Consider the following 25,214-nt stretch of genomic DNA (forward strand, 5'->3'; position numbering starts at 1 on the left):
AGAAGAGCCATGACTCATGACACGCCACAACCCGCTCAGCGAGTGATGGTCCTCTATACCGGCGGCACGATCGGCATGCAAGCCAGCGCCAATGGCCTGGCTCCGGCTTCGGGCTTTGATGCACGAATGTCAGAGCAACTGGCCGCACAGCCCGAGCTGATCGTGCCGCAGTGGCGCTTTCGCGAGATGTCGCCACTGATCGACAGCGCCAACATGACGCCGTCCTACTGGCTGCGCCTGCGTGAAGCGGTGGTCGAAGCGGTTGATGTCGATGGCTGCGACGCGGTGCTGGTGCTGCATGGCACTGATACGCTGGCCTACAGCGCGGCGGCGTTGAGCTTCCAGTTGCTGGGTCTGCACGCTCCGGTGGTGTTCACCGGCTCCATGCTGCCAGCGGGCGCTCCCGGCAGCGATGCCTGGGAAAACGTCAACTGTGCCTTGCTCGCCTTGGGCAAAGGTCTCGCGTCGGGCGTGCATCTGTACTTCCACGGCGAGCTGCTAGCACCGACTCGTTGCGCAAAAATCCGCAGCTTTGGACGCCATCCTTTCGCGGCGCTGAATCGCTCCCATGGCGGCGAGTCAGCCGATCCGCGCCCTGCACAGCTGCATTACCGTCAGCCAAAAACCCTGGCCAGCGTTGCCGTGCTGCCGCTGTTCCCCGGTATTGGCGCCGCTCAGCTGGACGCCATGATCGACAGCGGCATTCAGGGGCTGGTGCTGGAATGTTTTGGCAGCGGCACCGGTCCGAGCAACGACCCGCAATTTCTGGCCAGCCTCGACCGGGCGTACCGGCGCGGGATCTGCGTCGTGGCGATCACGCAATGCCATGAAGGTGGTGTCGAGCTGGACGTCTACGAAGCAGGCAGCCTTTTGCGTGGGGTCGGCGTGCTGTCCGGCGGCGGCATGACGCGTGAAGCCGCGCTGGGCAAACTGCATGCCTTGCTCGGCTCGGGGTTGGACACCGAACAGGTGCGCATGTGGGTTGAGCAGGATTTGTGTGGGGAACTGCGTTAAACAGCAGGATTGCTGGCAGCCAGGGACGTAGCGATTGTCCCTGGCTGCGCGCATTCACTTATCGCGTACCGCTCAAGTGCGGTGACAACGATCATCTTCGGCGTAGATGGCCGTATGCAGATGGCCCTCGGCATCCCGCCATGCCCGATACATGCCGGGCGTATTGAAGCTCAGCACCGTCTCACCGGAAGGAGAGACTGCAATCACCCCGCCATTGCCGCCCATGGTTTTCAGTTCACCACAGACAACGGTATCGCACGCTGTGTGCAGGTCTTCGCCAGCCAACAGCACGCGGGACGCGATGTTGTGCGCGACCACCGTGCGAATGAAAAACTCGCCATGCCCGGTCGCCGAGATGGCTGCGCTGCGGTTATCGGCCCAGGTGCCAGAACCAATCAATGGTGAGTCGCCAATTCGTCCGTAACGCTTGTTGGTGATACCGCCGGTGGAGGTGGCCGCCGCGACGTGGCCATTGCGATCCAGGGCCACCGCACCGACGGTGCCGAACTTCTTGTCGATGCCGCCCGGCTCCAGGGAAACGCTATCGGGCTGTTGACGCTGCATATCCCACTGACGACGGCGCAGGTCGGTGTCGTACCAATCGTTGTCGACCCGCTCCAGGTTCTGCTCGGCAAGAAAGCTGTCCGCGCCCACACCCGCGAGCAAGACATGCTCGCTGTGTTCGAGTACCGCTCGCGCCGCCAGAATCGGGTTGCGCACGTTATGAATGCCCGCCACCGCGCCGGCTTCGCGGTTGCCGCCGGTCATGATCGCTGCATCCAGCTCGTGGTCGCCGGCATGGGTGAACACCGCGCCTTTGCCCGCATTGAACCAGGGACATTCTTCCAGCTCGACGACCGCGGCCTGCACCGCGTCCAGGCTGCTGCCATCCTGCTCCAGCAGCGCCAGACCAGCTTTGAGGGCGCGCAACAAGGCGTCGTGAATCGCGTTCTCATCGTCCACGGTCAACAAACCGGGGGTCAGCACGCCGGCGCCGCCGTGCAGCGCGATAGCAATAGGATTGGCCATTATGCATGGACTCCGTGATCGAGAATCTGATTGAGAAAGCGTCGGGTGCGTTCTGATTCGGGTGCCGAGAAGAAGCGTTCCGGGGTGGCTTGCTCGACAATTTCACCCTGATCCATGAACACCACGCGATCCGCGACTTTGCGGGCGAAGCCCATTTCGTGGGTCACGCAGATCATGGTCATGCCGTCCTGCGCGAGACCGGTCATGACCTCCAGCACTTCGGCAATCATTTCCGGGTCCAGGGCCGAGGTCGGCTCATCGAACAACATGACTTTGGGCTGCATGCACAGCGCCCGGGCGATGGCGATGCGTTGCTGCTGGCCGCCGGACAGCTGGGAAGGAAACTTGTTGGCGTGGGCGCGCATCTGCACTTTGTCCAGCAACGTCAGCGCGCGCTCAATGGCTTCATCCTGCGGCACACCGAGGTTGGAGGTTTGCGGCAAGGTGCAGTTTTTCAGCACGGTCAGGTGCGGGAACAGATTGAAATGCTGGAAGCACATGCCGACCTGGCGACGAATCCGCTCCAGCCGCTTCACATTGTCGTCCAGCACTTCACCCAGCACCTCGATAACGCCCTGCTGGTGGTGTTCCAGCTGATTGATGCAGCGGATCAAGGTCGATTTCCCCGAACCCGAAGGCCCGCAGATCACCACCTTTTCGCCTGGCTTGACCGAGAGAGAGATGTCCCGGAGCACATGCGCGTTGCCGTACCATTTGTTCAGGTTTTCGATGCGCACAATGGGCGCTGCGTCAGTCTCGCGATGATCAGTCATGAGCGGTTCTGTTCCAGTTTCTTTTCAAGGTGCCGGGCATAGCGCGACAGTGCGAAGCAGACGACGAAGAAATAAATCGCCAGGAAAATGTAGATCTCGTGGCCATAGCCCACCCATTCCGGTGCGGCCGCCGTACTCATGGCGATGCCGACGATATCCAGCACGCCCACGATCATCACCAGCGTGGTTTCCTTGAACAGGCCGATGAACTGCGTCAGCAGCGGCGCAATCGACTGTTTCAAGACTTGCGGCAGAACGATCTGGCCCATGGTTTTCCAGTAACCGAAGCCCAACGCCAGCGCGGCTTCGTATTGACCCTTGGGCAGGTTCTGCAAGCCGCCGCGCAGGGTTTCGGCCATGTAGGCCGCCGTGAACAGGATCAGCACCAGCTGCACCCGCAGCAGGATGTCGAACATCGAACCCGGCGGCAGGAACAGCTGGATCATCAGCGAAGCCATGAACAGCAACGAAATGACCGGCACCGAGCGCACCAGCTCGATATACATCACGCTCAAGATGCGAATCACCGGTTTCTTCGACCGACGCCCGAGCGCCAGCAGAATCCCCAGCGGCAAGGCGAAGATCATGCCCACGGTGCCGAGGAACACCGTGACCATCATCCCGGCGAACCTGGTCGACGAGATTTCCGGCAAGCCGGCGCCACCCTTGAGCAGCCACCACATGACCAGCGGCAGCAAGGCCAGATAGCCAATCAGCAGGCGACGGTCCAGACGCCGGAAAAACAGCAGCACGAACGCGGCGACGGCCAGCACCAACGCCAGCGTCACCCGCCAGCGCTCGGCTTCGGGATAGAAGCCGTAGACGAACAGATTCCAGCGTTGGGTAATGGGCAACCAGCACGCCCCGTGAGGATTGCATTCCGTGCGGCTGGTACCGACGAACGTGGCATCAAAAATCAGCCAGCCCAGCGCTTTTGGCACCAGCCAGAACAACAGGCCGAGCACCAGCACCGTCAGCAGACCGTGGCCGATGCTGGGAAATAAATGTTTATGGGTCCACGTCTGCGCGCGTGTCAGCAAAGGCTGGCGCGGCGGCAAGCGCAGGGCGGCGGCTTGATTGATCGCATTCATCTTCAATGACCCCGCAGGCTGATACGGTGGTTGTAGATATTCATCGCAATGGAAATCAGCAGGCTGATCACGCAGTACGTGCCCATGACCAAGGCAATGCATTCAATGGCCTGGCCGGTCTGGTTCAAGGTGGTGCCGCCGGTTGACGACACCAGTTCCATGAACCCCACCACGACACCCAGCGAAGAGTTCTTGACGATGTTCAGGTAGGTATTGGTGATCTGCGGAATCATCGGATAAACCGCTTGCGGCACGATGAGCTGGCGCATGGTCGATCCGTATTCGAACCCCAGCGCCTTGGCCGCTTCGTACTGGCCGCGCTGCACCGATTGAATGGCGCCGCGCACGGTTTCCGCGATGTAACTGGCGCTGTAGAACGACAAGGCCAACCACAAGGCGAGCATCTCCGGCACCAACGCCACGCCGCCGTGGAAACCGAAGCCTTTGCGGGCGGGGATTTCCCAGGTCAACTGTGCATCGCTCAGCGCATAGGCCAGCAGCGGCAACAGCACGCCACCCGCCAGCAACCAGGGCCAGCGACGCCCGGCGAAACCATGCCAAGGGGCTTTTGCCTCCCGCACACGGCAGCTGACATACGCCAGCAATGCGCCAATCGCCATCAGCAGCAAACCCCAGCCGACCAGCGAACCCTGGGCCAGCCACGGCAACATCAAGCCGCTGTTGCTCAAATAGGCGACATCGAACAACGAGATCGCCTGCCGCACGCCGGGCAATGCCAGCGCCAGCCCGTACCACCAGACCAGGTGCACCACCAACGGCACGTTACGCAGAAACTCGATACAGGCGCCGGCAAGGCGGCTGATCAGCCAGTTCTCCGAAACCTTGCACAGGCCCAACGCCACACCGAGCACCGTAGCCATCACGATGCTCATCACCGACACCAGCAAGGTGTTGAGCAGCCCCACCAGATACGCACGGGCGTACGTATCGTTGGGGGTGTAATCGATCAACTTGAAGCTGATGTCGTAACCGGCCCGCTCATCGAGAAAGCCAAAACCGGAGGCGATATTCAGCGCTTTCAAATTGAGGCTGGCGTTATGCGCCAGCAGGTAAAAGACAGCGGCAACAATGGCCAGCACAAGCCCTTGTTGCAGCACGCTCAACACTCGAGCGCTCTGCAGGCGTTGGGTCCACATGACAGTAATTCCGTTCGGTGGTGATTCGATCAGCGAATAGGCGGCGCGTAGAGCAGGCCCTGGTCTTTCCACGAGCGATTCAGGCCACGGGGAAAGTTGAGGACGGTTTTCTCGCCCAGATTGCGCTCATAGATTTGCGCGTAATTGCCCACTTGCTTGATTGCCCGATACGCCCAGTCGTTATCCAGACCGAAGGATTTGCCGACCGTCCCTTCCTTGCCCAGCAAACGGGCGACGTCGGCTGAGCCACCTTTCTTGTCGCGCATTTCATCGACGTTTACCGAACTGATGCCGAACTCTTCGGCAGTCATCAATGCATAGGCAGTCCAGGTCACCACGTTGCGCCAGACGGTATCGCCCTGCGCCACGAATGCGCCCAACGGCTCCTTGGAAATCACTTCAGGCAGCAACGCGTAGTCCTGCGGGTTGTTCATGATCGCGCGGCGCGAAGCCAGACCTGAAAGGTCGTTGGAGATGGCATTGCAACGCCCGCTTTGAAACGCCGCAAACAACTCGGGGCTCTTTTCAATGATCACGGTTTTGTAGGTCAGGCCGCGCTGGCCGAAATAGTCTTCCAGGTTCTGTTCAGAAGTGGTGCCCGGCGACAGGCAGAACGTTGCGCCATCCAGATCGGTGAGTTTTTCGATTCCGTCTTTGGCGTGAGTCATGAAACCCTGGCCGTCGTAAAACCAGACGGTGGTGAAGTCCACACCGAGGCTGGCAACACGATCGGCAGTCCAGGAAGTGGCGCGCGACAGCACGTCGATTTCGCCGGAAGCCAGCGCGGTAAAGCGATTCTTCGCGGTGGTCGCGATGTACTCGACCTTACTGGCGTCGCCCAACACCGCAGCGGCTACGGCACGGCACAGATCCACATCCATGCCGGTCCATTGGCCTTTGTCGTCGATCAACGAAAACCCTGGCTTGTCGCTGGCAACACCACAGCGCACCGCGCCATGGGCTTTGACTTTATCCAGCACACCGGCCTGTGCGGCCGCAGCGCCCACGAGGCTGACCAACAGCATAGATGAAGTCAGAAAATTCTTTAGGCCATTCCGTTTTTGCATAACATGCCCCTTCTACAACGTTTTAATTCTTATTGGGATAAACCACGACGTATCGGCAGGTGGCGACTGCCTGCACAATAGCGAGAGAAAACAGGCATGCGTTAGCAACTGTTGATCCACTATGCTGAACAGGCTATCGAATTTCGGAATAACACATGGACATCGATTGGTATCAGGATTTTCTTGCACTGGCCGACACCGGTAAATTCACCGCTGCCGCCAGCATGCGCGGCTCTTCACAGTCGGCGCTTAGCCGGCGCATTCAACTGCTGGAAGCCTATCTGGGCGCAACCTTGATTGATCGGAGCAAGAACCCGATCCGCCTGACCGCGGCCGGTCAAGCGCTGCTGCCCAATGCGCTGGAGCTGGTGCGTCTGGCGCGCGATTGCGAGCAAAGTGTGAAAATCCTTGATCGGCCGTTGACGTTTGCGTCCCTGCATACCCTGGCCTGCAATTTCTTTCCGGACTGGATCAGCCAGTTTTCGACGCCGCAAAGTCCGATGTTCACCCGAATCGACACTGGCTACCGCAGCACCGACGATTACTACATGGCGCTGATGTCGGGCCGTTGCGACTTCATTCTGTTTTATGGCGATGACAAGACAGAGCCGTATTCGCGGCAGAGCGAATTTGAAGTGTTGTCCCTGGGGCACGACGAACTTTATTGGGTGGCAACCCCCGAACTGGCAGCGCGCTGCGCGGCGTCGGACGCACCCATTCCGTGGCTGACGTACGCGCGCAGCGCGCAGTTGCACGATCTGTCACGCGTCCAAATCGAGCGCCATCCTGAACCCCATCGCTTGCGCCGCGTGTTCGAAGCAACCGTTTCCGAAGCGCTCAAACCAATGGCCGCCAGCGGCCATGGCGTCGCCTGCATGCCCCACACGATGGTCGCGCCCTTGATCGAACGCCAGGAATTGGTCCGCCTGTACCCAGACATGCAGTCCGATCACCTGGAAGTCATCCTCGTCCGCTGGCGCGGCAACCGAAACCCCGAGGCGGATGCGTTCTGGCAGAAGATTTCCTGAGGTGGCCGTCACGCAACCCAAACATCGGCAGGAGGGGACTATGTTTGGCGCGGCGTCCGGACGACAAGGTATTTCACGACCTACGTTAAGGGCGGGCGGCGTTTCGACTCAAACCGTACTCTCCACCCGCGCATCCCTGAGCATCGAATCCAGGTTGCGTTCGATGTTGTCGCACAGCGCGGTCATCTGGATTTCGTGTTCGCTGGCGCTGAACGGGCTTTGCAGGTCGGTGCCGATTTTCTCGATGGCCAGCAGCATGAAGCCGACCACGGTCGACGCCAGCGGGGTGAACCAGCCGAGGGTGTCGACCAGGCCAATCGGCACGATCACGCAGAACAGGCTGATGAACAGACGTGGAAACGCCACGTACGGGTAAGGCAATGGCGTGTTGGCGATGCGTTCCATGCCGCCCTGGCAGTTGGAAATTTCCACCAGCGTGGTCTCGATGCGCGCCAGGCGGATGCTGTCCAGGCGGCCGGCGTCGTATTCCTTGGCGAGCAGCGCAGCCGAGGCGTTGAGGACGTCGTTGGGGAAGTTGTTGGTGTCGTGGCGCCGGGAGTATTCCTCGCGGGTGATCAGCGCCTGCACTTCCTCACCGCATGAGCCGCCTTTCAAATGGGCGGACAAACATTTCACGTAGGCCACATGCCGACGCAGCAGCACGGCCTTGGCCGGATTGATGTCGCCGTCATCCTCGATCAGCGTCAGCACTTGTCTGGCGAAGCTGCGGGAATTGTTGACCAGTGCGCCCCACAACGTGCGCGCTTCCCACCAGCGGTTGTACGCGCTGGAGTTGCGAAAGCTGGTTAGCACGACCAGCGCCGAACCCAGCAAGGTCAGCGGCAGGGCGGGCAGGCTGATTTTTCGATCCAGAAACAGCATGAAGTCGACCGTGACGATCACGTCCCAAATCAACAGCCAGAACAACGACCAGCCGACATAGCCAATGGTTTTAATCAGAAACCGGTACTTCTCGATGATCGCTTGCTGCAATGGGACTACCTCGTGGCTACTGCGTAATACACGCCGATACCCTGCTTCGAATGTCTTTGCGGCATATGGTTCGCACGCGGGGGTAGAAATCGCTGAATCGTTTAAGTTTCGCGCGAACCTGTGACACGCCACCACTCGCCACCCAGCGTCGGCAAACAAAACTTCAAGGAACAAACCGCCCCCGGATGTGCTCCACACTTATCTGGATGTTCAGCAGCACGTCACCGAGGGTAAATTCAATGGGCTCGTCTTCAACGTCAATCTCCAGCGAACAAAGCACCGCACGCGACCAACTGTGTATCAACACCCTCCGCACCCTGGCCATGGACGCCGTGCAGAAGGCCAACTCCGGCCACCCCGGCACGCCGATGGCGCTGGCTCCCGTGGGCTACACGCTGTGGAACCGTTTTCTGCGTTATCACCCTGACCATCCCGATTGGCCCAATCGCGACCGTTTCGTGCTGTCAGTCGGCCACGCCTCGATGCTGCTGTACTCGTTGCTGCATCTGGCAGGCGTCGTCGAAATCGACGAACACGGCAACCCGTCCGGCAAACCGGCCGTGAGCCTGGAAGACATCGAACAATTTCGGCAGCTCGACTCCAAGACGCCCGGCCATCCGGAATACCGCATGACCACTGGCGTAGAAACCACCACCGGCCCGCTTGGCCAGGGCTGCGCGAACAGTGTTGGCATGGCCATGGCCGAACGCTGGCTGGCCGAGCGCTTCAATCGTCCGCAGAAAACCCTGTTCGACTACAGCGTCTACGTACTCTGCGGCGACGGCGACATGATGGAAGGCGTGACCGCCGAGGCCGCGTCCATGGCCGGGCACTTGAAGCTGTCCAACCTATGCTGGATCTACGACAACAACACCATCAGCATCGAAGGCCACACGGAGCTAGCGTTCAGCGAAGACGTGCAGACCCGTTTCGAGGGTTACGGCTGGAATACCCTGCATGTCACTGACGCCAACAACACCGCAGCGCTTGCCCGCGCCATCGAAGTCTTCAAACAGACCAGCGATGCGCCGACCCTGATCGTGGTCGACAGCGTGATCGGCTATGGCTCGCCGCACAAACACAACACCGCTGCGGCCCACGGCGGACCGCTGGGCGTTGACGAGATCAAGCTGACCAAAAAATTCTATGGCTGGGATGAAGATTCCAGCTTCCTGGTCCCCGAAGAAGTGCGCGATTGCCTGCGCGAGAGTTTGATCCGCCGCAACGGCGGCACTTACGAGGCCTGGGACGGCACCCTCAATGAACTCAAACGCAGCGATCCGCAGCTGGCTGATCAATTGCGCCGCATGCGCGCTGGCGAAATGCCAGAGCACTGGCAGGATGAGCTGGAAAACTTTGAAACCGACGCCAAAGGCCTTGCGACAAGAGCTTCCGGCGGCAAGGTGCTCAATGCATTCGCGGCGAAGATCCCGTGGCTGCTGGGCGGCTCGGCGGACCTCTCGCCGTCAACCAAAACCAATCTGACGTTCGACGGCGCGGGCAGTTATTCGGCGAAGGACTACAGCGGCCGCAATCTGCACTTCGGCATCCGCGAGCACGCCATGGGCTCCATCGCCAATGGCATGGCGCTGTCCTACGTGCGGCCTTACACCTCAACGTTCCTGGTGTTCAGCGACTACATGAAACCGCCGATCCGCCTGGCGTCGATCATGGAGTTGCCGGTGGTTTTCGTCTTCACCCACGACTCGATTGGGGTTGGCGAAGACGGCCCGACGCACCAGCCTATCGAGCAACTCACCCAGTTGCGTGCCACGCCGGGGGTGCTGACCTTGCGGCCCGGCGATGCCAACGAAACCGTGCAGGCCTGGAAAATCGCCCTCGCCCAGACCAGCCGGCCATCGTGCATCATTCTTTCGCGCCAGCCGATGCCCACTCTGGATCGCGATCAGTACGCTTCGGCCGAAGGTGTTGCACAAGGCGCTTATGTGCTGGCCGATGCTCAGGAAGGTGAACCGCAGGTGATTCTGATCGCCACCGGCAGTGAAGTCGGCATGACCGTGCAGGCTTACGAGCAGCTGAAAGCCGAAGGCATCGCCGCGCGCGTGGTGTCGATGCCGAGCTGGGAATTGTTCGAGGATCAGGACCAGAACTACCGCGACAGCGTGTTCCCGCCCACTGTTACTGCGCGGGTGGCGGTGGAACAGGCAGGCCCGATGGGCTGGGATCGCTACGTGGGCAACACCGGCGCCAAAGTGGTCATGAACACCTTCGGCGCCTCAGCGCCCATCGATAAGCTGCAGGCCAAGTTTGGCTTCACCGTGGAGAACATCGTGAAGCTGGCGAAGGAGCAGATCGCTCAATAACCCGTTGGAACCGGCCGTAGGAGCGACCGTAGGAGCAATCGTAGGAGCGGCCGTAGGAGCGACTTTAGTCGCGAGGGCGTCAAAACTGCCCTCCCGGCTAAAGCCGGTCCTACAACAATCCTCGCTTCAACGGGCGCTACGTCAATTCAGCAACCCGTCAACGCCACCTGCGGGCGTTCGCCGACAAAAAAGAACGGGCGCAATTTAACGCCGACCACGTTCCCGACGTACGCCGCCACCAACCACAGCCAGCCATGCAGGCTGCCGGAGGCGATGCCGCTGAAGTACGCGCCGATGTTGCAGCCGTAGGCCAGACGCGAGCCGTAACCCAGCAGCAAACCACCGATCACCGCCGCCAGTAGCGAGCGAGCCGGAATCTTCAGGTTCGGCGCGAAGCGTCCTGCCAGTCCGGCTGCCAGCAGCGCGCCGATCATGATGCCGATGTCCATCACGCTGGTAATGTCTTGCCACACGGGAGCGGCCAGCGCCTTGGCGTTGGCCGGCATCTGCCAGAACGCCCAGCTGCCGACATCAACGCCCAGCGAGCCTGCAACCTTCGCGCCCCACAAGGCGAACGCCGAAGTGATCCCCCAGGGACGTCCGGCCAGTGCCAGCGTCGCGTAGTTGAGCAACGCCAAACCTATTGCGCCCCACACCAGCGGCCAAGGGCCGTGCAGGAAACGCCGCAGCCCGACGTGTTCGCTGGTGACCGCCGCTTCGAGTTGGCCGTGACGGCGCTTTTCCAGGCGCAGCGTGACAAAGGCGATCAACGCAAACACCGCCAGACTGAGCGCCAGTGCCGGCAGCACGCCGAAGCTTTTCACGATGGAAGTCGCCGGGAACGACGGCAGCGAGAACCACCAGTCGACGTGATGCGTGGCGATCAACGAGCCAATGATGAAGAACAGCAATGTCACCAGCATCCGCGCATTGCCGCCGCCAGCAGTAAACAGCGTGCCCGACGCACAACCGCCGCCCATCTGCATGCCGATGCCGAAGATGAACGCGCCGAACACTACAGACACGCCAGCGGGCGCGACCAGACCGGTAACCGGCTGACCAAACAGAGTGCCCGCGCCCAATGCCGGGAAGAACAGCACCACCGCGATGGCCAACATCACCATCTGCGCCCGCAGCCCCGCGCCACGGCGCTCACGGATGAACACCCGCCAGGCTGAGGTGAAACCAAAGGCCGCGTGATACAGCGTCAGGCCCAGCGCCGCGCCGACCATCAGCAACAGCACCTGGCGAACGCCGACACTGCTGAGCAGAAACATCGCCGCGAACAACAGCAGAAACGCAGCAATCAACGCCGCACCCGGCTTGCGCGCGGGAGCCGCAGCAAGAGAAGTAGTCATGAGAAGTCTCGGTTGGAAGGTGATGGCGGCGATTATATCGCTAAACCCTACTCCAACCCGGACCGGCTTTAGCCGGGAGGGCGACGGGGCTGACGCCGCAGTTGCTGTGAATGAACCGGCCTGCTCCCGGCTAAAGCCGGTCCTACGGAACGCACTCCACCTCAATCCGCCCAAACCGCCCGCAACTTCTCCAACGCCACTGCAATATCCGCCTCCGGCACCGCCGCGAATCCCAGCACCAATCCGGCGCGGTTATTCATGGGTTCGGTGGATTCCGGCAGCCAATAATCGCTGAGCGCAGTGATTTCAACGCCGACGCTTTCGGCTTTCTCGATCAGCTCCTTTTCCCGCGCCAGGCTGTCCACCCGCACCGCAACGTGCAGCCCGGCGACGACTTTGGGCATCGGGCTGCAACCTCGCAAGCCTTCCGGCCAACCGGCCAGCAACGCGTCGCGTCGATTCAAGGCGGCGCGACGCATGCGGCGGATGTGGCGCTGGAAGTGGCCGCCAGCAATAAACTCAGCCATGACCGCCTGCGTACTGACTTCCGAATGGCGCATGTCCACGGCCCGCCGCTGGCTGAACGGCTCCACCAGGCCGACCGGCAACACCAGATAGCCCAGACGCAGCGCCGGGTAGGCGATTTTGCCGAACGTGCCGACATACAACACCCGACCAAAACGATCCAGCGCTGCCAAGGGCGCCAAGGGTGCGCCGCTGTAACGGTACTCGCCGTCGTAGTCATCCTCGACGATCCAGCTTTGGTTTTTCTCGGCCCAGGCCAACAGATCGAGGCGTCGCGCCAGGCTCATGACCACGCCGGTTGGATACTGATGCGACGGCGTCACGTAGGCGAGCTTGCAAGCGCTGTGCTGCAGTTGCGCGCTGCACATGCCCTCGCCGTCCACTGAAATGCCCTGCAGGTTTGCCCCGGCGATGGCAAACGCATGGCCGGCCGCGCGATAGCCTGGATTTTCTATCGCAACGCCGTCGCCCGCCTCGATCAGCAGCTGTGCACAAAGGCTAATCGCTTGCTGGGCGCCGCTGGTGATTACTATTTGCTCAGCCGTGCACTGCAATCCTCGTGAAGTGCGCAGATACACCGCAATCAACTCCCGCAGCCGCCAATCCCCCGCGGCTTCGCCGTAACCCAGGGTCTGCAAGTCGGGCTTGCGCCAAAAAGCCGCATGCAGCTTGCCCCAAACGGCAAACGGGAACAGATCGAAGGCCGGAATACCCACCCGAAAAGCGCGTGGTGCGCCCTTTGACGGTTTATTCAAATGGTGACGCTTGAGCAATTCCAGCGCCGCGCTGTGGATAACTTCTTCGGGCGAATTTTCGGCAGTTTCACGGCAATTTGTGGATAAGGCTGTGGGTAACCTTGTTGATAAGCCTGTGGATGGTTTTGTGGATAATTTTTTCAGCGGGATGGTTTTGTCGGGCAACAAAGCCACATACGTCCCGTCGCCGATTCGCCCGTCGGTAAAACCTTCCGCATAGAGCTGATCGTAGGCGCGCATCACGCTGTTGCGCGAGATGGACAACGACTCCGCCAGATCCCGGCTGGCGGGCAGACGCGTGCCGCTGCTCAAACGTCCATCGAGAATCCGCTGACGTAAGGCTTCATACAACTGACGACTCAAGCCATGGCGGCGGTCCAGCTCGATGCCGGCCAGATTGAAGGGGAAAGACAACGGACGCTCAGGCATGAATTGGTCCTATCAAATTCGCCAGTAATGGCTCTTACATCGAACCAATAGGCTGCCTAGGATTACGCCATTCGCCAAGGAGAATTTCATGTACACGCCGGCCGCTTTCAAAGATGAAGACCTCGCTCGCCTGCACGGGCTGATGGAACACACGCGCCTGGCGATTTTGGTCACCAGCGACGAAGCCGGAATCCAGGCCAGTCATCTGCCCTTACTGTTACGCCCCGAACAAGGCGCGTACGGCACGCTTTACGGGCATTTGGCCAAGGCCAATCCGCAATGTCAGGCGCTGGCCAATGGCGCGCAGGTCATGGTGATTTTCCCCGGTGCAGACGCTTACGTCAGCCCGTCGTTTTACCCGGCCAAAGCCGAGCACGGCAAAGTGGTGCCCACCTGGAATTACCTCGCCATACACGCTTACGGGATCGCCGAAGCGTTTACCGATGCTGCGCGCCTGCTTGAAGTGGTCAGCGGCTTGACCGACAAACATGAAGCCGGTCGCGCCACCCCTTGGGCGGTAGCCGACGCGCCTGCCGATTACATCGAAAAAATGCTCGGCGCCATTGTCGGCTTCACGCTGCCCATCGAGCGTCTGGAAGGCAAACGCAAGCTTGGTCAGAACCGCTCGGCCGCTGACGTGGCGGGTGTTCGCGACGGGCTGGCGGCCAGCGCTGATCTCAAAGATCAGGAACTCGCTCACTTGATGAGCTGAAGGAGAATTGTGTGACTGATATTCAGATCCGCCCTGTCACCGCACAGGATCACGCCGCCTGGCTGCCGCTCTGGCAGGCGTATTTGCAGTTCTACAAGACGCAATTGCCCGACAACGTCAGTAAATCCACCTGGCAACGGCTGCTCGATTCCAACGAGCCGACCAACGCTGCGCTGGCCTGGAAAGATGGCGAGGCCGTCGGCATGGTGCATTTCATCTACCATCGCTCGAACTGGAGCATCGCCAACGCGTGTTACCTTCAAGACCTGATCGTCGCCCCGCAAGCACGCGGCACGGGCGTCGGGCGCTTGTTGATCGAGCACGTTTACACGACGGCAAGGGCCGATGGTTGCGACAAGGTCCATTGGCTGACCCACGAAACCAACGCCACCGCGATTCAACTGTACGAGCGTATCGCTGAACGCCCCGGTTACATTCAATTTCGCAAAATGCTTTAGGAAGTCTGCCCATGTCGAACGATGAACTGCACTGGCAACCGGCCAGATTACCGAACAGCAAGACCCTCGAAGGGCGCTTCATTCGCCTGGAAAAACTCGACACCGCACGCCACGGCGACGCCTTGTGGACGGCGCTGGAAGGCCCGAATTCAGACCCCAAGCTTTGGGATTATCTGCCTTACGGTCCGTTTGACCAGCGTGAAGAGTTCAATGCCTGGCTGGCGCGCCACGCCGCAGACACCGACCCGTGGTTCTACGCCATCGTCGATCAGGCGACCGGCGCGGTGGATGGCATCTTGAGCCTGATGTCCATTGTTCCGGCTCACGGTCGCATCGAAATCGGCCACGTCACCTTCGGCGCAGCCATGCAGCGTACACCCAAGGGCACCGAAGCGATTTACCTGCTGGCCAAGGAATCCTTCGCGCTGGGCAACCGCCGCCTGGAATGGAAATGCAACGGCGACAACGCCCGCTCCAAACGCGCCGCTGACCGTTTCGGTTTCAGCTACGAAGGCACTTTCCGTCAGCACATGGTGGTCAAAGGCCAGAACCGCAACACAGCGTGGTATTCGATACTCGACGGCGAATGGCCTGAACTGCAAAACGCGTTCGAGGGCTGGCTGGCCGAGGGTAATTTCGAGGCAGGGCAACAGGTGAAAGGCCTAGAGGCGTTTCGCCGGTAATCAGACGGCCCGGTAGGAGGGGACAAGTCCCCTCCTACCGGTTTCGCGCAGATTCGGTAGGACCGGAGTTGTCCGGGAAGACGTTGGCGCAAACACCGGATTGAATCAGGTGAATGATGGTGGCCCAGCCGACGCCTTCGGGGACAAGTCCCCCCCTACCGGTTTTGCGCAGATTCGGTAGGACCGGACTTGTCCGGGAAGGCGTTGGTGCAAATACCGCATTAGTGTCAGGCAAAATGATGTCGGCCCAGCCGACGCCTTCGGGGACAAGTCCCCTCCTAGGTATGCCGATGCCGCCGCACCACGCCCATCTGCAAACCAAACGGCCGCAACACGGCATTCAGCGATTTCAGCGTCGGGTTGCCCTCGCCTTGCTCGATCTGAATCAGCGTGCGGACCGATATCTTGCACATTTTCGCGAACTGGCTCTGATGCAGACTGGCCCCTTCGACGCGCAAGCGTCTGACCGCCGCGCCGATTTCCAGGCTGCCGTCGGCAATGCCTTGTTGAACGCTTTCAATCAGCAGCGCGCGCGCATCCATGGACAAGGTCATTGCAGCCCCCAGGCAAGCAAACGCTGGTCGAGGCTATTCAAGGCGATTGCGGGATGGTTGAACGTCGCCTGGGGCAAGCCGCTGTCGCGCAGCAGGTCCGGCAATGCGCGGAGTTGCCGGGCGTCCTGACGCAAGCGCTCGAATGCGTCGTGCGGATTGAGAATGTCGGCCAGCGCATCGCAGGCAGCGCGCCAATCGACTTGCCCTGCCCGCCCCATATGCGCGATGAGAAAGCGTCTGGCTGCACCAGATGGCGCGATGTCATACAGAAACGCTGGCGCGGCAGGTAGTGAAATGGAATCAAAATCCAGCGGCAGACGAGCGCTCACGGCCAGGGCAAAGGGGCTTTGATAAGCATCCAGATTGGCGTGCACGTAGGCCGACTTGTACGCAAAACGACAAGGGCCGAGAAAACCCTCTGCCGGTTCGGCAAAGGACAAACTCATGGCGTCTTGCCAAACTCCATTGCCGTAGACCTGAAGGGTAAGGTTCAATTTAGACACCTGCAGTATATTGCACTTAACCAGCATTTTTCGTCGCATTATCTGCACTATGGTGCATATATATGCGGAATATACACACAGAAATGCATTTTGATGCAGTTACCATACGATCGTTAGAGCGAAGCTAATTCGCGAGCAAGCTCGCTCCCACCAAAATCACCAGACGAAAAAAAGGGAGCATTACGCTCCCCCAGAGGTTAATCGTTAAAGCTGTTTGTCGAGGCTGTGATCAGCCTTCGATCTCGATCAGGATCTCGCCCGGGTTCACCCGATCGCCCTTGGCCACATGGATTGCCACGACCTTGCCAGCGATGGCCGCCTGAACTTCGGTTTCCATTTTCATGGCTTCGGTGATGAGCACTGCCTGACCGGCCTTGACCATGTCGCCTTCCTTGACCAGCACATCGACGATGTTGCCCGGCATGGTGGTGCTGACGTGGCCCGGCGCGCTGGCCTGGGCGCGCTTGCTGGCGCCGCCGCTGACGAATTCGTTGAGCGGTTCGAACACCACTTCTTCAGGCATGCCGTCGATGGACAGATAGAAGTGGCGCTTGCCTTCGGCCTTGACGCCCACGCCAGTGATGTCGACGCGGTAGCTTTCGCCGTGCACATCGATGACGAACTCGGTCGGTACGCCTTCGCCGCCCGCCTTGCTCACGCCGCCCGCTTCCGGAATCGGCAACAGCACTTCCGGTTTCAGAGTGCCCGCCGCGCGTTCTTCGAGGAACTTGCGGCCAATATCCGGGAACATCGCGTAGGTCAGCACGTCTTCTTCAGACTTGGCAACGTCGCCGATTTCCCCGCGCAGCTTGGTCATTTCCGGCTTGAGCAGATCCGCCGGGCGCACGTCGATCAGCTCTTCGTTGCCGATGGCCTGACGACGCAGCTTCTCGTCGACCTGGCCCGGCGCTTTGCCATAGCCGCCTTGCAGATAGAGCTTCACTTCGTTGGTGATGGTTTTGTAACGCTCGCCAGCCAGCACGTTAAAGAACGCCTGGGTGCCGACGATCTGCGAGGTCGGCGTTACCAGCGGCGGATAACCGAGGTCTTTGCGAACCCGTGGAATCTCGGCCAGCACTTCGCTCATGCGATTGAGCGCGCCCTGCTCTTTGAGCTGGTTGGCGAGGTTGGAAATCATCCCGCCCGGCACCTGATTGATCTGCACGCGAGTATCGACGGCGGTGAATTCGCTTTCGAACTGGTGATATTTCTTACGCACGGCGTAGAAGTACAGACCGATCTCTTGCAGCAATTCCAGGTTCAGCCCGGTATCGAACTCGCTGCCCTTGAGCGCGGCGACCATCGATTCAGTGCCCGGATGACTGGTGCCCCAGGCGAAGCTGGAGATGGCCGTGTCGATATGATCGGCGCCGTTCTCGATGGCCTTGAGCTGGCACATGGCGGCCAGGCCAGCGGTGTCGTGGGAATGGATAAACACCGGCAGCGATTGCTCGGCCTTCAGCGCCTTGACCAGTTCACCGGTCGCGTATGGCGTCAGCAAGCCAGCCATGTCCTTGATGGCGATGGAGTCGCAACCCATGGCTTCCATCTGTTTGGCCTGAGCAACGAAGGCGTCGATGGTGTGCACCGGACTCGTGGTGTAAGCGATGGTGCCTTGGGCGTGTTTGCCCGAATCTTTCACCGCTTCGATGGCCACGCGCAGGTTACGCACGTCGTTCATGGCGTCGAAAATGCGAAACACGTCGATACCATTTTCGGCAGCCTTGGCGACGAAGGCTTTGACTACGTCGTCGCTGTAATGGCGATAGCCCAGCAGATTCTGGCCGCGCAGCAGCATTTGCAGACGCGTGTTGGGCAACGCCGCGCGCAGTTGGCGCAAACGCTCCCACGGATCTTCTTTGAGGAAGCGCACACACGCATCGAAGGTCGCGCCGCCCCAGCATTCCAGGGACCAGTAGCCGACTTTGTCGAGCTTGTCGCAAATCGGCAGCATGTCTTCGGTGCGCATGCGGGTCGCCAGCAGCGACTGATGAGCGTCGCGCAGGATGGTGTCGGTTACAAAAATTTGTTTGCTCATATTCAATTCCTCACAGGCCCGCATGGGCGGCGATGGCGGCGGCGATGGCCAGGGCCAGCTCTTCGGGTTTGCGCTTGATCGAGTAGTTGGTCAGTTCCGGGTGAGCTTCGACGAAGCTGGTGTTGAACTGACCGCTACGGAATTCCGGGTTACGCAGGATTTCCTGGTAGTACGCGGCGGTGGTCTTCACGCCTTGCAGACGCATGTCGTCCAGGGCGCGCAAGCCGCGATCCATCGCCTCTTCCCAGGTCAGCGCCCAGACAATCAGCTTCAGGCACATGGAGTCGTAGTACGGCGGAATCGTGTAACCGGTATAGATCGCCGTGTCGGTACGCACGCCGGGGCCGCCGGGTGCGTAATAACGGGTGATCTTGCCGAAGCTGGGCAGGAAATTGTTTTTCGGGTCTTCGGCGTTGATCCGGAATTGCAGGGCAAAACCGCGATGGATGATGTCTTCCTGCTTGACCGACAATGGCAGGCCCGAAGCGATGCGGATCTGCTCGCGAACGATGTCGATGCCGGTGATTTCTTCGGTGATGGTGTGTTCCACCTGCACCCGGGTGTTCATCTCCATGAAGTACACCTCGCCCTCGGCGAGCAGGAACTCCACGGTGCCGGCGTTCTCGTAACCTACCGCTTTGGCCGCACGCACCGACAAGTCACCGATGTAGGCGCGTTGTTCCGGGGTGAGCTGCGGGCTCGGCGCGATTTCGATGAGCTTCTGGTTGCGGCGCTGGATCGAGCAGTCGCGCTCGAACAGATGCACCACGTTGCCAAAACTGTCGCCGAGAATCTGCGCTTCGATGTGCTTGGGATTGACGATGCATTTTTCGAGGAAGACTTCGGCCGAGCCAAACGCCTTGGTCGCTTCGGAAATCACTCGCGGGAAGGCCTGCTCCAGTTCTTCACGGCTGTTGCAACGACGAATGCCACGCCCGCCGCCGCCGGAAGTGGCCTTGAGCATCACCGGATAACCGATGCGGTCGCCTTCCACCAGCGCTTCGGCGATGTCCGCGACGTTGCCTTCAGTGCCAGGCGTGACCGGCACTCCGGCCTTGATCATGCTGCGCCGGGCTTCGGTCTTGTCACCCATGCGGCGGATGACTTCAGCCGAAGGTCCGATGAATTTGATTCCACGTTCGGCGCAGATATCAGCCAGTTCAGCGTTTTCCGAGAGGAAGCCATAACCGGGGTGCAGCGCATCACAACCGGTTTCCACGGCCAGGTTGACCAGCTTGCGCGGGTTCAGATAACCGGCCAGCGGTTCGGCACCAATACTGTGGGCCTCGTCAGCGCGTTTGACGTGCAGCGCGTGACGGTCGGCGTCGGAATAGATCGCTACGGAGCGGATGCCCATTTCGGCGCAAGCGCGCACGATACGGACAGCGATCTCACCGCGGTTGGCGATCAGGATTTTTGTTATCACGAGTATTTCCTCGACCATTGAACAGACGAAGCGACTAAGCCGCTCGGCGCAGGACCGGATATCGCTTCGGCCGCTGCTTTTTTGTAGCCTCTTTTTTTGTAACTGCGCATGTGGATTTTTGTCGCACCACAACCCTATGCCGGATCAGTGATTAACAAAAATGAGTAAATATTGGGATGACTATAAGTAAAAGCTTATAGTTGGTGCTTCAGCTATTCGAAGGAGCCGCAAATAATGCGTAAGTCATTGATGCGTATGACATTGCGTCAACTGCGGATTTTCAATGAGGTCTGCGATCTGCGTTCTTACAGCCGCGCGGCGGATGAAATGGCCCTCACGCAACCGGCCGTCAGCTTGCAGATACGCCAGCTGGAAGAGCTGATTGGCCAGCCGCTGTTCGAATATATCGGCAAAAAACTCTACCTGACCGAAGCCGCCGAGGCGCTGCAACTGGCCAGTCGCGACATTTTCGGGCGGCTGGAAAGCCTGGATATGCAGCTCACCGATTTACAGGGTTCTCTGCAAGGTCAACTCAAGCTGGCGGTCGAGTCGAGCTGCAAATATTTCGTCCCGCACCTGTTCGCCGCCTTCAAGCGCAACTATCCGGAAGTCATTCTCAACCTGACGGTGGTCAATCGCGCCCAGGTCATCAGACGGCTTTCCGACAATCGCGACGATCTGGTGGTGATGTCCATGGTCCCTCAGGACATGGGCCTGGAATTTCTACCCTTCCTCAACAACCCGATTGTCGCGGTCGCGCCGCCGGACCATCCGCTGTGCCACGGGCAAGCCCTGGCGCTGAAGGATCTGGAACCTTATCCGCTGCTGATTCGCGAAAGCGGCTCGGGAACGCGCAAGGCCTGCGAGGAATACTTCAAGGACAAGCGCGTGCATTTCACCCAGACGCTGGAGGTTGCGTCCCACGAAGCGCAGCGCGAATGCGTGGTGGCCGGGCTGGGCATTGCGCTGCTGACGCGCCACGCGGTCAGCCTCGAACTCGCCACCGGCCTGCTCGTCGAGCTGCCCGTGGCCGAGTTGCCGCTGTATCGCAGCTGGTGCGTGGTGCAGGCCAGGGACAGACGTCTATCGCCGGTCGCTCATGCCTTCCTTGGTTTCATCCGCACCGAACGCGCGCAGATCAGCCAGCTTGTCGAGCGTTTCGACGGACGCCTTCGCTAGCGTTGGAAGCCTGCCAGAAACGACCGGAAATACTGTCGTCGAAATCCGAGAGGGCTTGATTCAGTTTGCGCTCTTCCGAATAGCTTTCGATTGCACGGCGAAATGCCATTCGACGCTGGTCTTCCTGTTGACGGCGGGTTTTGACGGTGCTGTTCGAGTCATCATGATGCCGAGCCATATCCTGTCTCCCAATGCGTGTGTGGGAATACAGAATGGGCGGCAATGGTGACAAAACGATGAAAGCATTTTCCCGGACAAGTCCGGTCCTACCCAATTCACGCACAACCGGTAGGAGGGGACTTGTCCCCGAATCGCCAGCCCGGCCCACCGCAATCCGCCTGGTCCGGCGCACTGCCAGAGCCACTGCTATCGAGGACAAGTCCTCTCCCACCGAGGCAACGCGCCCTGTGGGAGAGGACTTGTCCTCGAAAAGGCCCGAACGACTACAGATTCCGTGTGATCAATCCTCGTGGGATTTGACCGACTTGGGTGATAAACGAAGGCTGCGCAGGCTGCGTTTAACGCTTTTCAGGTGGTTGACCAGGCTTGGGCCGCGCGCCATGGCAACGCCCATCGCCAACACGTCGATCACCACCAGGTGAGCGATACGCGAGGTCAGCGGGGTGTAGATTTCCGTGTCTTCATGCACGTCGATGGCCAGGTTGACCGACGACAGCTCGGCCAATGGCGTCTGGCTCGGGCACAAGGTAATCAAGGTCGCACCGCTTTCGCGAACCAGATTCGCGGTAATCAGCAGATCCTTGGAGCGACCGGATTGCGAGATGCACACCGCAACGTCCGTAGGCTTCAAGGTCACGGCCGACATGGCCTGCATGTGTGGATCGGAATAAGCCGCAGCGCTGAGCAACAGGCGGAAGAACTTGTGCTGGGCATCCGCCGCCACCGCGCCGGACGCGCCAAAGCCGTAGAACTCCACCCGCTTGGCCGCTGCCATGGCGCTGACCGCCAGTTGCAAGGCATGGGGGTCGAGGTTCTCGCGCACTTCCATCAAGGTGTGCAGCGTGGTGTCGAAAATCTTCAGGCTGTAGTCGGCGACCGAATCGTCTTCATGAATCGCGAACTGACCAAAACTCGCCCCCGCCGCCAGACTCTGGGCCAGCTTAAGCTTCAAATCCTGAAAGCCGGTGCAACCGATGGCGCGGCAAAAACGCACGATGGTCGGTTCGCTGATACCAACGCTGTGCGCCAGATCGGCCATGGAACTGTGCATCACAGCGGCAGGGTCAAGCAGCACGTGATCGGCGACCTTGAGTTCCGATTTACGTAGCAGGTGGCGTGACTGGGCAATGTGGTGCAGCAGATTCAAGGGGGCAGACTCGATAAAGGTGCGTTGGCCGGGATGTAGCTTTCTTGTAGTTATACTACATGACCTGCGGGACGCCCAGTTAAACGAGCTCGCCCGGTCTCACACCAGTGATTGAATGACCTATCCAGCAATCATGTAGGCCTCTTCCTACCTCAGTTGCCGTCTCTGGCGGCGTATTCCTCCAAAACCCCCGCCAACGCCCCCGCTTCAATCGGCCGACTGATCAAATAACCCTGCACTTCGTCGCATGCGTTGGCCTTGAGGAAATCCAGCTGTGTCTGGTTCTCGACACCTTCGGCCACGACTTTCAGCCCGAGGCTGTGGGCCATGGCGATGATCGCGCGGGTGATCGCCGCGTCTTCAGTACCTTCGCCAAGGCCGCGAATAAAGGCCTGATCGATTTTTACGTAGTCCACCGGGAAGCGTTTGAGGTAGCTCAGGGAAGAATAGCCGGTGCCGAAATCGTCGATGGCGAGTTTTACGCCCAGTTCACGCAGCTGCTGAAAGGTCGCAATGATGTGTTCGACGCTGTCCAGCAACTGGCTTTCGGTCAGCTCAAGCTCCAGCCATTGCGGCGCCAGACCGGTTTCTTCGAGAACCTGACGCACCAGACTGACCAGCTTGCCCTGCCGCAGCTGATGCACCGACAGGTTGACCGACACGCGAATCGGTGCGAGCCCCTGACGCTGCCATTCGCAGGCCTGGCGACAGGATTCGCGCAGCACGAATTCACCGATGGCACCGATCAAACCCGTCTCTTCGGCCAGCCCGATAAAATCCCCCGGCGGCACCATGCCCATGACCGGATGCCGCCAGCGCACCAACGCCTCGACCGCATCCAGCCGACCGCTGGCCAGACACAGCTTGGGCTGATAGAAAACCTCCAGTTGCTGCTCTTCGATGGCCTTGCGCAGCTGAATTTCCAGCTGTAAACGCTCCAGCGTGCTGGCTTGCAGGCTTTCGGTGTAAAACTGGAAATTGTTGCCCCCCAGATGCTTGGCGTGTTGCATCGCCATGTTGGCCTGACTGACCAGCGCCGGGATTTCCCGGGCCGAATCGGGCAGCAGGCTGATACCCACCGATGCGCTGACCACCAGTTCATGCCCGCCCACCGCAATCGGCATGCGCAGCTTGGCCAGCAGTCGGCTGGTGACCCGCGCCAGGCTGGACAGGTTGGCGTAGGCATCGAATAACACGGCAAATTCGTCGCCGGACAATCGGGCGATGGTGTCGGCTTCCGGCAGCGCGCTGGTCAGACGTCGCGCCACCTGCTTGAGCAACTGGTCGGCGACTTCATGCCCGAGGCTGTCATTGAGCAGCTTGAAGCGGTCCAGATTGATGTGCAGCAGCGCCAGGCTTCTCCCGCCCTGGCGCACGCGCTTGTTGGCTTCGCGCAGGCGTTCGGTGAACAGCGAGCGATTGGCCAGCCCGGTCAGTTCATCAAAGTGGGTGAGATAGCGCATGCGCTCTTCGGATTCGCGGCGCGCGGAAAGATCGGCGAAGAAGCCGACGATATGGCTCATCTTGCCTGCACCATCGCGCACGACGCTCAGCTGCAGCCATTGCGGATAGAGCTCGCCGTTCTTGCGGGTTTCCACCAGTTCACCCTGCCAGCAGCCGGTCTGCTCCAGGGCCTGATGAATGGCAGCAAAATGCCGCCGCGCATCGCGACTGCTGGCAATTTCAGTCACTTTACGTCCGACCAGATCTTCCGGCTGATAGCCGCTGACCCGACTGAACGCCTGATTGACGGTAACAATGTTGTACTCCGGGTCGAAGATCACAATGCCTTCGCTGGCGGCTTCAAATACCGTCGCGGCCAAGCGCGGCGGGCTTTGGCTGAGCGTCTGGTTGGCCTCTTCCAGCTCAAGCGTGCGTAGCGCTACACGTTCTTCGAGGCCCGCCTGCGCATCACGCAAATCGCGCTCGGCATTGCGGCGCTGCTCGATTTCCCGGGCCAGTTCCTGATTGAGCTGGTCGCTTGTGGCTTGCGCTTGCTGCAGGTTGTCGATCAGGGCCTGATTCTGGAAGCGGCGGATCAAACCGCGCTGGATCAGCCGATTGACCTGCCAGGCGACCACGATCAGGGCGAACAACAGGATCAAACCGAGCCAGCCCCAACCGCGCAACGGCACGTCGCCACCCCAGAACAGGTAAATGATCGGCGGCAGCAGGCACGGCAAGGTGAAGGTCAGGAATGCTGTGATGCTTGCGGCGTAAGCGATGCTGGCAGACAGCGTCGCCGCGCCGATCAGGCCAAACACCCAGGCTTGCTGCTGGAAGTTTTCCGCAGGCACCAACACCAGCGCGGCACTGGCCAGGGTCAGCCCGCTGGCCCCAGCCCCGAGCAGGAACATTCGGCCCCAGATCGGCTGCGCCTGGCGCTCGGCAGATGCACTGCGAAAAGCGGTTGCCTGAATGACCCGCAGGCAAATCAACGCCGAAAGCCAGCCGAGCCAGATGCCCACCAACAGATAGCGTTGCGGACTCCACAGCAGCCAGGCGCAGACCAGTCCATTGATAAACATGAACAGCGTCGGCAATAGCGAACCCTGGTACAGCAGGCGTGTGCGCTCGACCGCCAGCTGGGTGGCGAACTGCTTGGAAATGTTGCGCCGGTCAGCAGCTGTCGCGTCCTCGGCACTGGAGCTGAATGTCATGGCAGATTCTTATAATGATAGGGCCTTGAGCGTGCACGGAGCATACACAAGGGTTGTCACGGACCAAACTGTCCGAGCTCATATAAATGGCGGTTAGTCAGTGACTTTGGTCGTATGCCCTCGTTTTTCGG

At 60.2% G+C, this 25,214-nt stretch carries 22 protein-coding genes; 7 read left to right on the plus strand and 15 right to left on the minus strand.

The window, feature by feature from the left end:
- Positions 1-9 precede the first annotated feature (9 nt).
- Positions 10-1,014 (plus strand): asparaginase, encoded by a 1,005-nt coding sequence (locus tag CFII64_RS14890; RefSeq protein WP_020291621.1) that lies wholly within the window; start codon positions 10-12, stop codon positions 1,012-1,014.
- Positions 1,015-1,086: 72 nt separating this feature from the next.
- Here CFII64_RS14890 and CFII64_RS14895 read toward each other — a convergent pair whose 3' ends face one another.
- The 5 genes from CFII64_RS14895 to CFII64_RS14915 are packed head-to-tail and all read right to left on the minus strand — an operon-like array spanning position 1,087 to position 6,131.
- Positions 1,087-2,043, minus strand: coding sequence for an isoaspartyl peptidase/L-asparaginase family protein (locus CFII64_RS14895; protein ID WP_020291622.1), 957 nt, complete (start codon positions 2,041-2,043; stop codon positions 1,087-1,089).
- Positions 2,043-2,816 carry an amino acid ABC transporter ATP-binding protein gene (locus tag CFII64_RS14900; protein WP_020291623.1) on the minus strand — a complete coding sequence of 258 codons (774 nt, stop codon included), beginning with the start codon at positions 2,814-2,816 and terminating at the stop codon, positions 2,043-2,045. The genes CFII64_RS14895 and CFII64_RS14900 overlap by 1 nt, the downstream gene beginning before the upstream one ends.
- The gene (locus tag CFII64_RS14905) at positions 2,813-3,907 is read right to left on the minus strand and encodes an amino acid ABC transporter permease (protein ID WP_020291624.1); all 1,095 of its coding nucleotides are present in this window, start codon (positions 3,905-3,907) and stop codon (positions 2,813-2,815) included. Before CFII64_RS14905 ends, CFII64_RS14900 begins: the two co-directional genes overlap by 4 nt.
- Positions 3,908-3,909: 2 nt before the next feature.
- On the minus strand, positions 3,910-5,064 hold the full coding sequence (locus CFII64_RS14910; protein WP_020291625.1) for an amino acid ABC transporter permease: 1,155 nt from the start codon (positions 5,062-5,064) through the stop codon (positions 3,910-3,912).
- A 29-nt stretch (positions 5,065-5,093) separates the two neighbouring features.
- Positions 5,094-6,131, minus strand: coding sequence for an amino acid ABC transporter substrate-binding protein (locus tag CFII64_RS14915; protein ID WP_044901410.1), 1,038 nt, complete (start codon positions 6,129-6,131; stop codon positions 5,094-5,096).
- A 155-nt stretch (positions 6,132-6,286) separates the two neighbouring features.
- On the opposite strand from CFII64_RS14915, the gene CFII64_RS14920 reads away from it, so the two are divergent.
- Positions 6,287-7,159, plus strand: coding sequence for a LysR family transcriptional regulator (locus CFII64_RS14920; protein WP_020291627.1), 873 nt, complete (start codon positions 6,287-6,289; stop codon positions 7,157-7,159).
- A gap of 108 nt (positions 7,160-7,267) precedes the next feature.
- On the opposite strand, the gene CFII64_RS14925 is transcribed toward CFII64_RS14920, so the two are convergent.
- Entirely contained in the window at positions 7,268-8,152 is an 885-nt protein-coding gene (locus tag CFII64_RS14925) for a bestrophin family protein (protein ID WP_020291628.1), read from the minus strand.
- A 239-nt stretch (positions 8,153-8,391) separates the two neighbouring features.
- Between CFII64_RS14925 and tkt the strand changes: the two genes are divergently transcribed.
- Positions 8,392-10,476, plus strand: coding sequence for a transketolase (gene tkt / locus CFII64_RS14930; RefSeq protein WP_020291629.1), 2,085 nt, complete (start codon positions 8,392-8,394; stop codon positions 10,474-10,476).
- Positions 10,477-10,622: 146 nt separating this feature from the next.
- On the opposite strand, the gene CFII64_RS14935 is transcribed toward tkt, so the two are convergent.
- Positions 10,623-11,834, minus strand: coding sequence for a YeeE/YedE family protein (locus CFII64_RS14935; protein ID WP_020291630.1), 1,212 nt, complete (start codon positions 11,832-11,834; stop codon positions 10,623-10,625).
- Positions 11,835-11,995: 161 nt separating this feature from the next.
- Positions 11,996-13,543, minus strand: coding sequence for a PLP-dependent aminotransferase family protein (locus tag CFII64_RS14940; RefSeq protein WP_020291631.1), 1,548 nt, complete (start codon positions 13,541-13,543; stop codon positions 11,996-11,998).
- 88 nt (positions 13,544-13,631) lie between these two features.
- Here CFII64_RS14940 and CFII64_RS14945 point away from each other — a divergent pair, with 88 nt between their 5' ends.
- Genes CFII64_RS14945 through CFII64_RS14955 form a run of 3 tightly spaced genes read left to right on the plus strand, consistent with a single transcriptional unit; the run spans position 13,632 to position 15,396 of the window.
- Positions 13,632-14,255, plus strand: coding sequence for an FMN-binding negative transcriptional regulator (locus CFII64_RS14945; RefSeq protein ID WP_020291632.1), 624 nt, complete (start codon positions 13,632-13,634; stop codon positions 14,253-14,255).
- An 11-nt stretch (positions 14,256-14,266) separates the two neighbouring features.
- Positions 14,267-14,713 carry a GNAT family N-acetyltransferase gene (locus CFII64_RS14950; protein ID WP_020291633.1) on the plus strand — a complete coding sequence of 149 codons (447 nt, stop codon included), beginning with the start codon at positions 14,267-14,269 and terminating at the stop codon, positions 14,711-14,713.
- Between the two features lie 11 nt (positions 14,714-14,724).
- Positions 14,725-15,396, plus strand: coding sequence for a GNAT family N-acetyltransferase (locus CFII64_RS14955; RefSeq protein ID WP_020291634.1), 672 nt, complete (start codon positions 14,725-14,727; stop codon positions 15,394-15,396).
- 278 nt (positions 15,397-15,674) lie between these two features.
- On the opposite strand, the gene CFII64_RS14960 is transcribed toward CFII64_RS14955, so the two are convergent.
- The 4 genes from CFII64_RS14960 to CFII64_RS14975 form a co-directional block, all read right to left on the minus strand.
- Complete coding sequence (locus CFII64_RS14960; RefSeq protein ID WP_020291635.1) at positions 15,675-15,950, minus strand: helix-turn-helix domain-containing protein; 276 nt, start codon at positions 15,948-15,950, stop codon at positions 15,675-15,677.
- Complete coding sequence (locus CFII64_RS14965; protein WP_156883192.1) at positions 15,947-16,444, minus strand: hypothetical protein; 498 nt, start codon at positions 16,442-16,444, stop codon at positions 15,947-15,949. Before CFII64_RS14965 ends, CFII64_RS14960 begins: the two co-directional genes overlap by 4 nt.
- A gap of 238 nt (positions 16,445-16,682) precedes the next feature.
- Positions 16,683-18,491: a sodium-extruding oxaloacetate decarboxylase subunit alpha gene (gene oadA / locus CFII64_RS14970; protein WP_020291637.1), complete on the minus strand. Its 1,809-nt coding sequence runs from the start codon at positions 18,489-18,491 to the stop codon at positions 16,683-16,685.
- Positions 18,492-18,501: 10 nt separating this feature from the next.
- Positions 18,502-19,917 (minus strand): acetyl-CoA carboxylase biotin carboxylase subunit, encoded by a 1,416-nt coding sequence (locus CFII64_RS14975; RefSeq protein WP_020291638.1) that lies wholly within the window; start codon positions 19,915-19,917, stop codon positions 18,502-18,504.
- Between the two features lie 234 nt (positions 19,918-20,151).
- On the opposite strand from CFII64_RS14975, the gene CFII64_RS14980 reads away from it, so the two are divergent.
- Positions 20,152-21,096, plus strand: a complete 945-nt coding sequence (locus CFII64_RS14980; RefSeq protein WP_020291639.1) for a LysR family transcriptional regulator — start codon at positions 20,152-20,154, stop codon at positions 21,094-21,096.
- Here CFII64_RS14980 and CFII64_RS30275 read toward each other — a convergent pair.
- The 3 genes from CFII64_RS30275 to CFII64_RS14995 form a co-directional block, all read right to left on the minus strand.
- Positions 21,056-21,274 carry a PA3496 family putative envelope integrity protein gene (locus tag CFII64_RS30275; RefSeq protein ID WP_020291640.1) on the minus strand — a complete coding sequence of 73 codons (219 nt, stop codon included), beginning with the start codon at positions 21,272-21,274 and terminating at the stop codon, positions 21,056-21,058. The two genes, CFII64_RS14980 and CFII64_RS30275, sit on opposite strands and share 41 nt — an antisense overlap.
- 282 nt (positions 21,275-21,556) lie before the next feature.
- Complete coding sequence (hexR, locus tag CFII64_RS14990) at positions 21,557-22,423, minus strand: transcriptional regulator HexR (RefSeq protein ID WP_020291641.1); 867 nt, start codon at positions 22,421-22,423, stop codon at positions 21,557-21,559.
- Between the two features lie 152 nt (positions 22,424-22,575).
- Positions 22,576-25,083, minus strand: coding sequence for a bifunctional diguanylate cyclase/phosphodiesterase (locus tag CFII64_RS14995; protein ID WP_020291642.1), 2,508 nt, complete (start codon positions 25,081-25,083; stop codon positions 22,576-22,578).
- Positions 25,084-25,214: the final 131 nt, after the last annotated feature.

The sequence above is a fragment of the Pseudomonas sp. CFII64 genome (genome assembly GCF_000416235.1).
Taxonomy (GTDB): Bacteria; Pseudomonadota; Gammaproteobacteria; order Pseudomonadales; family Pseudomonadaceae; genus Aquipseudomonas.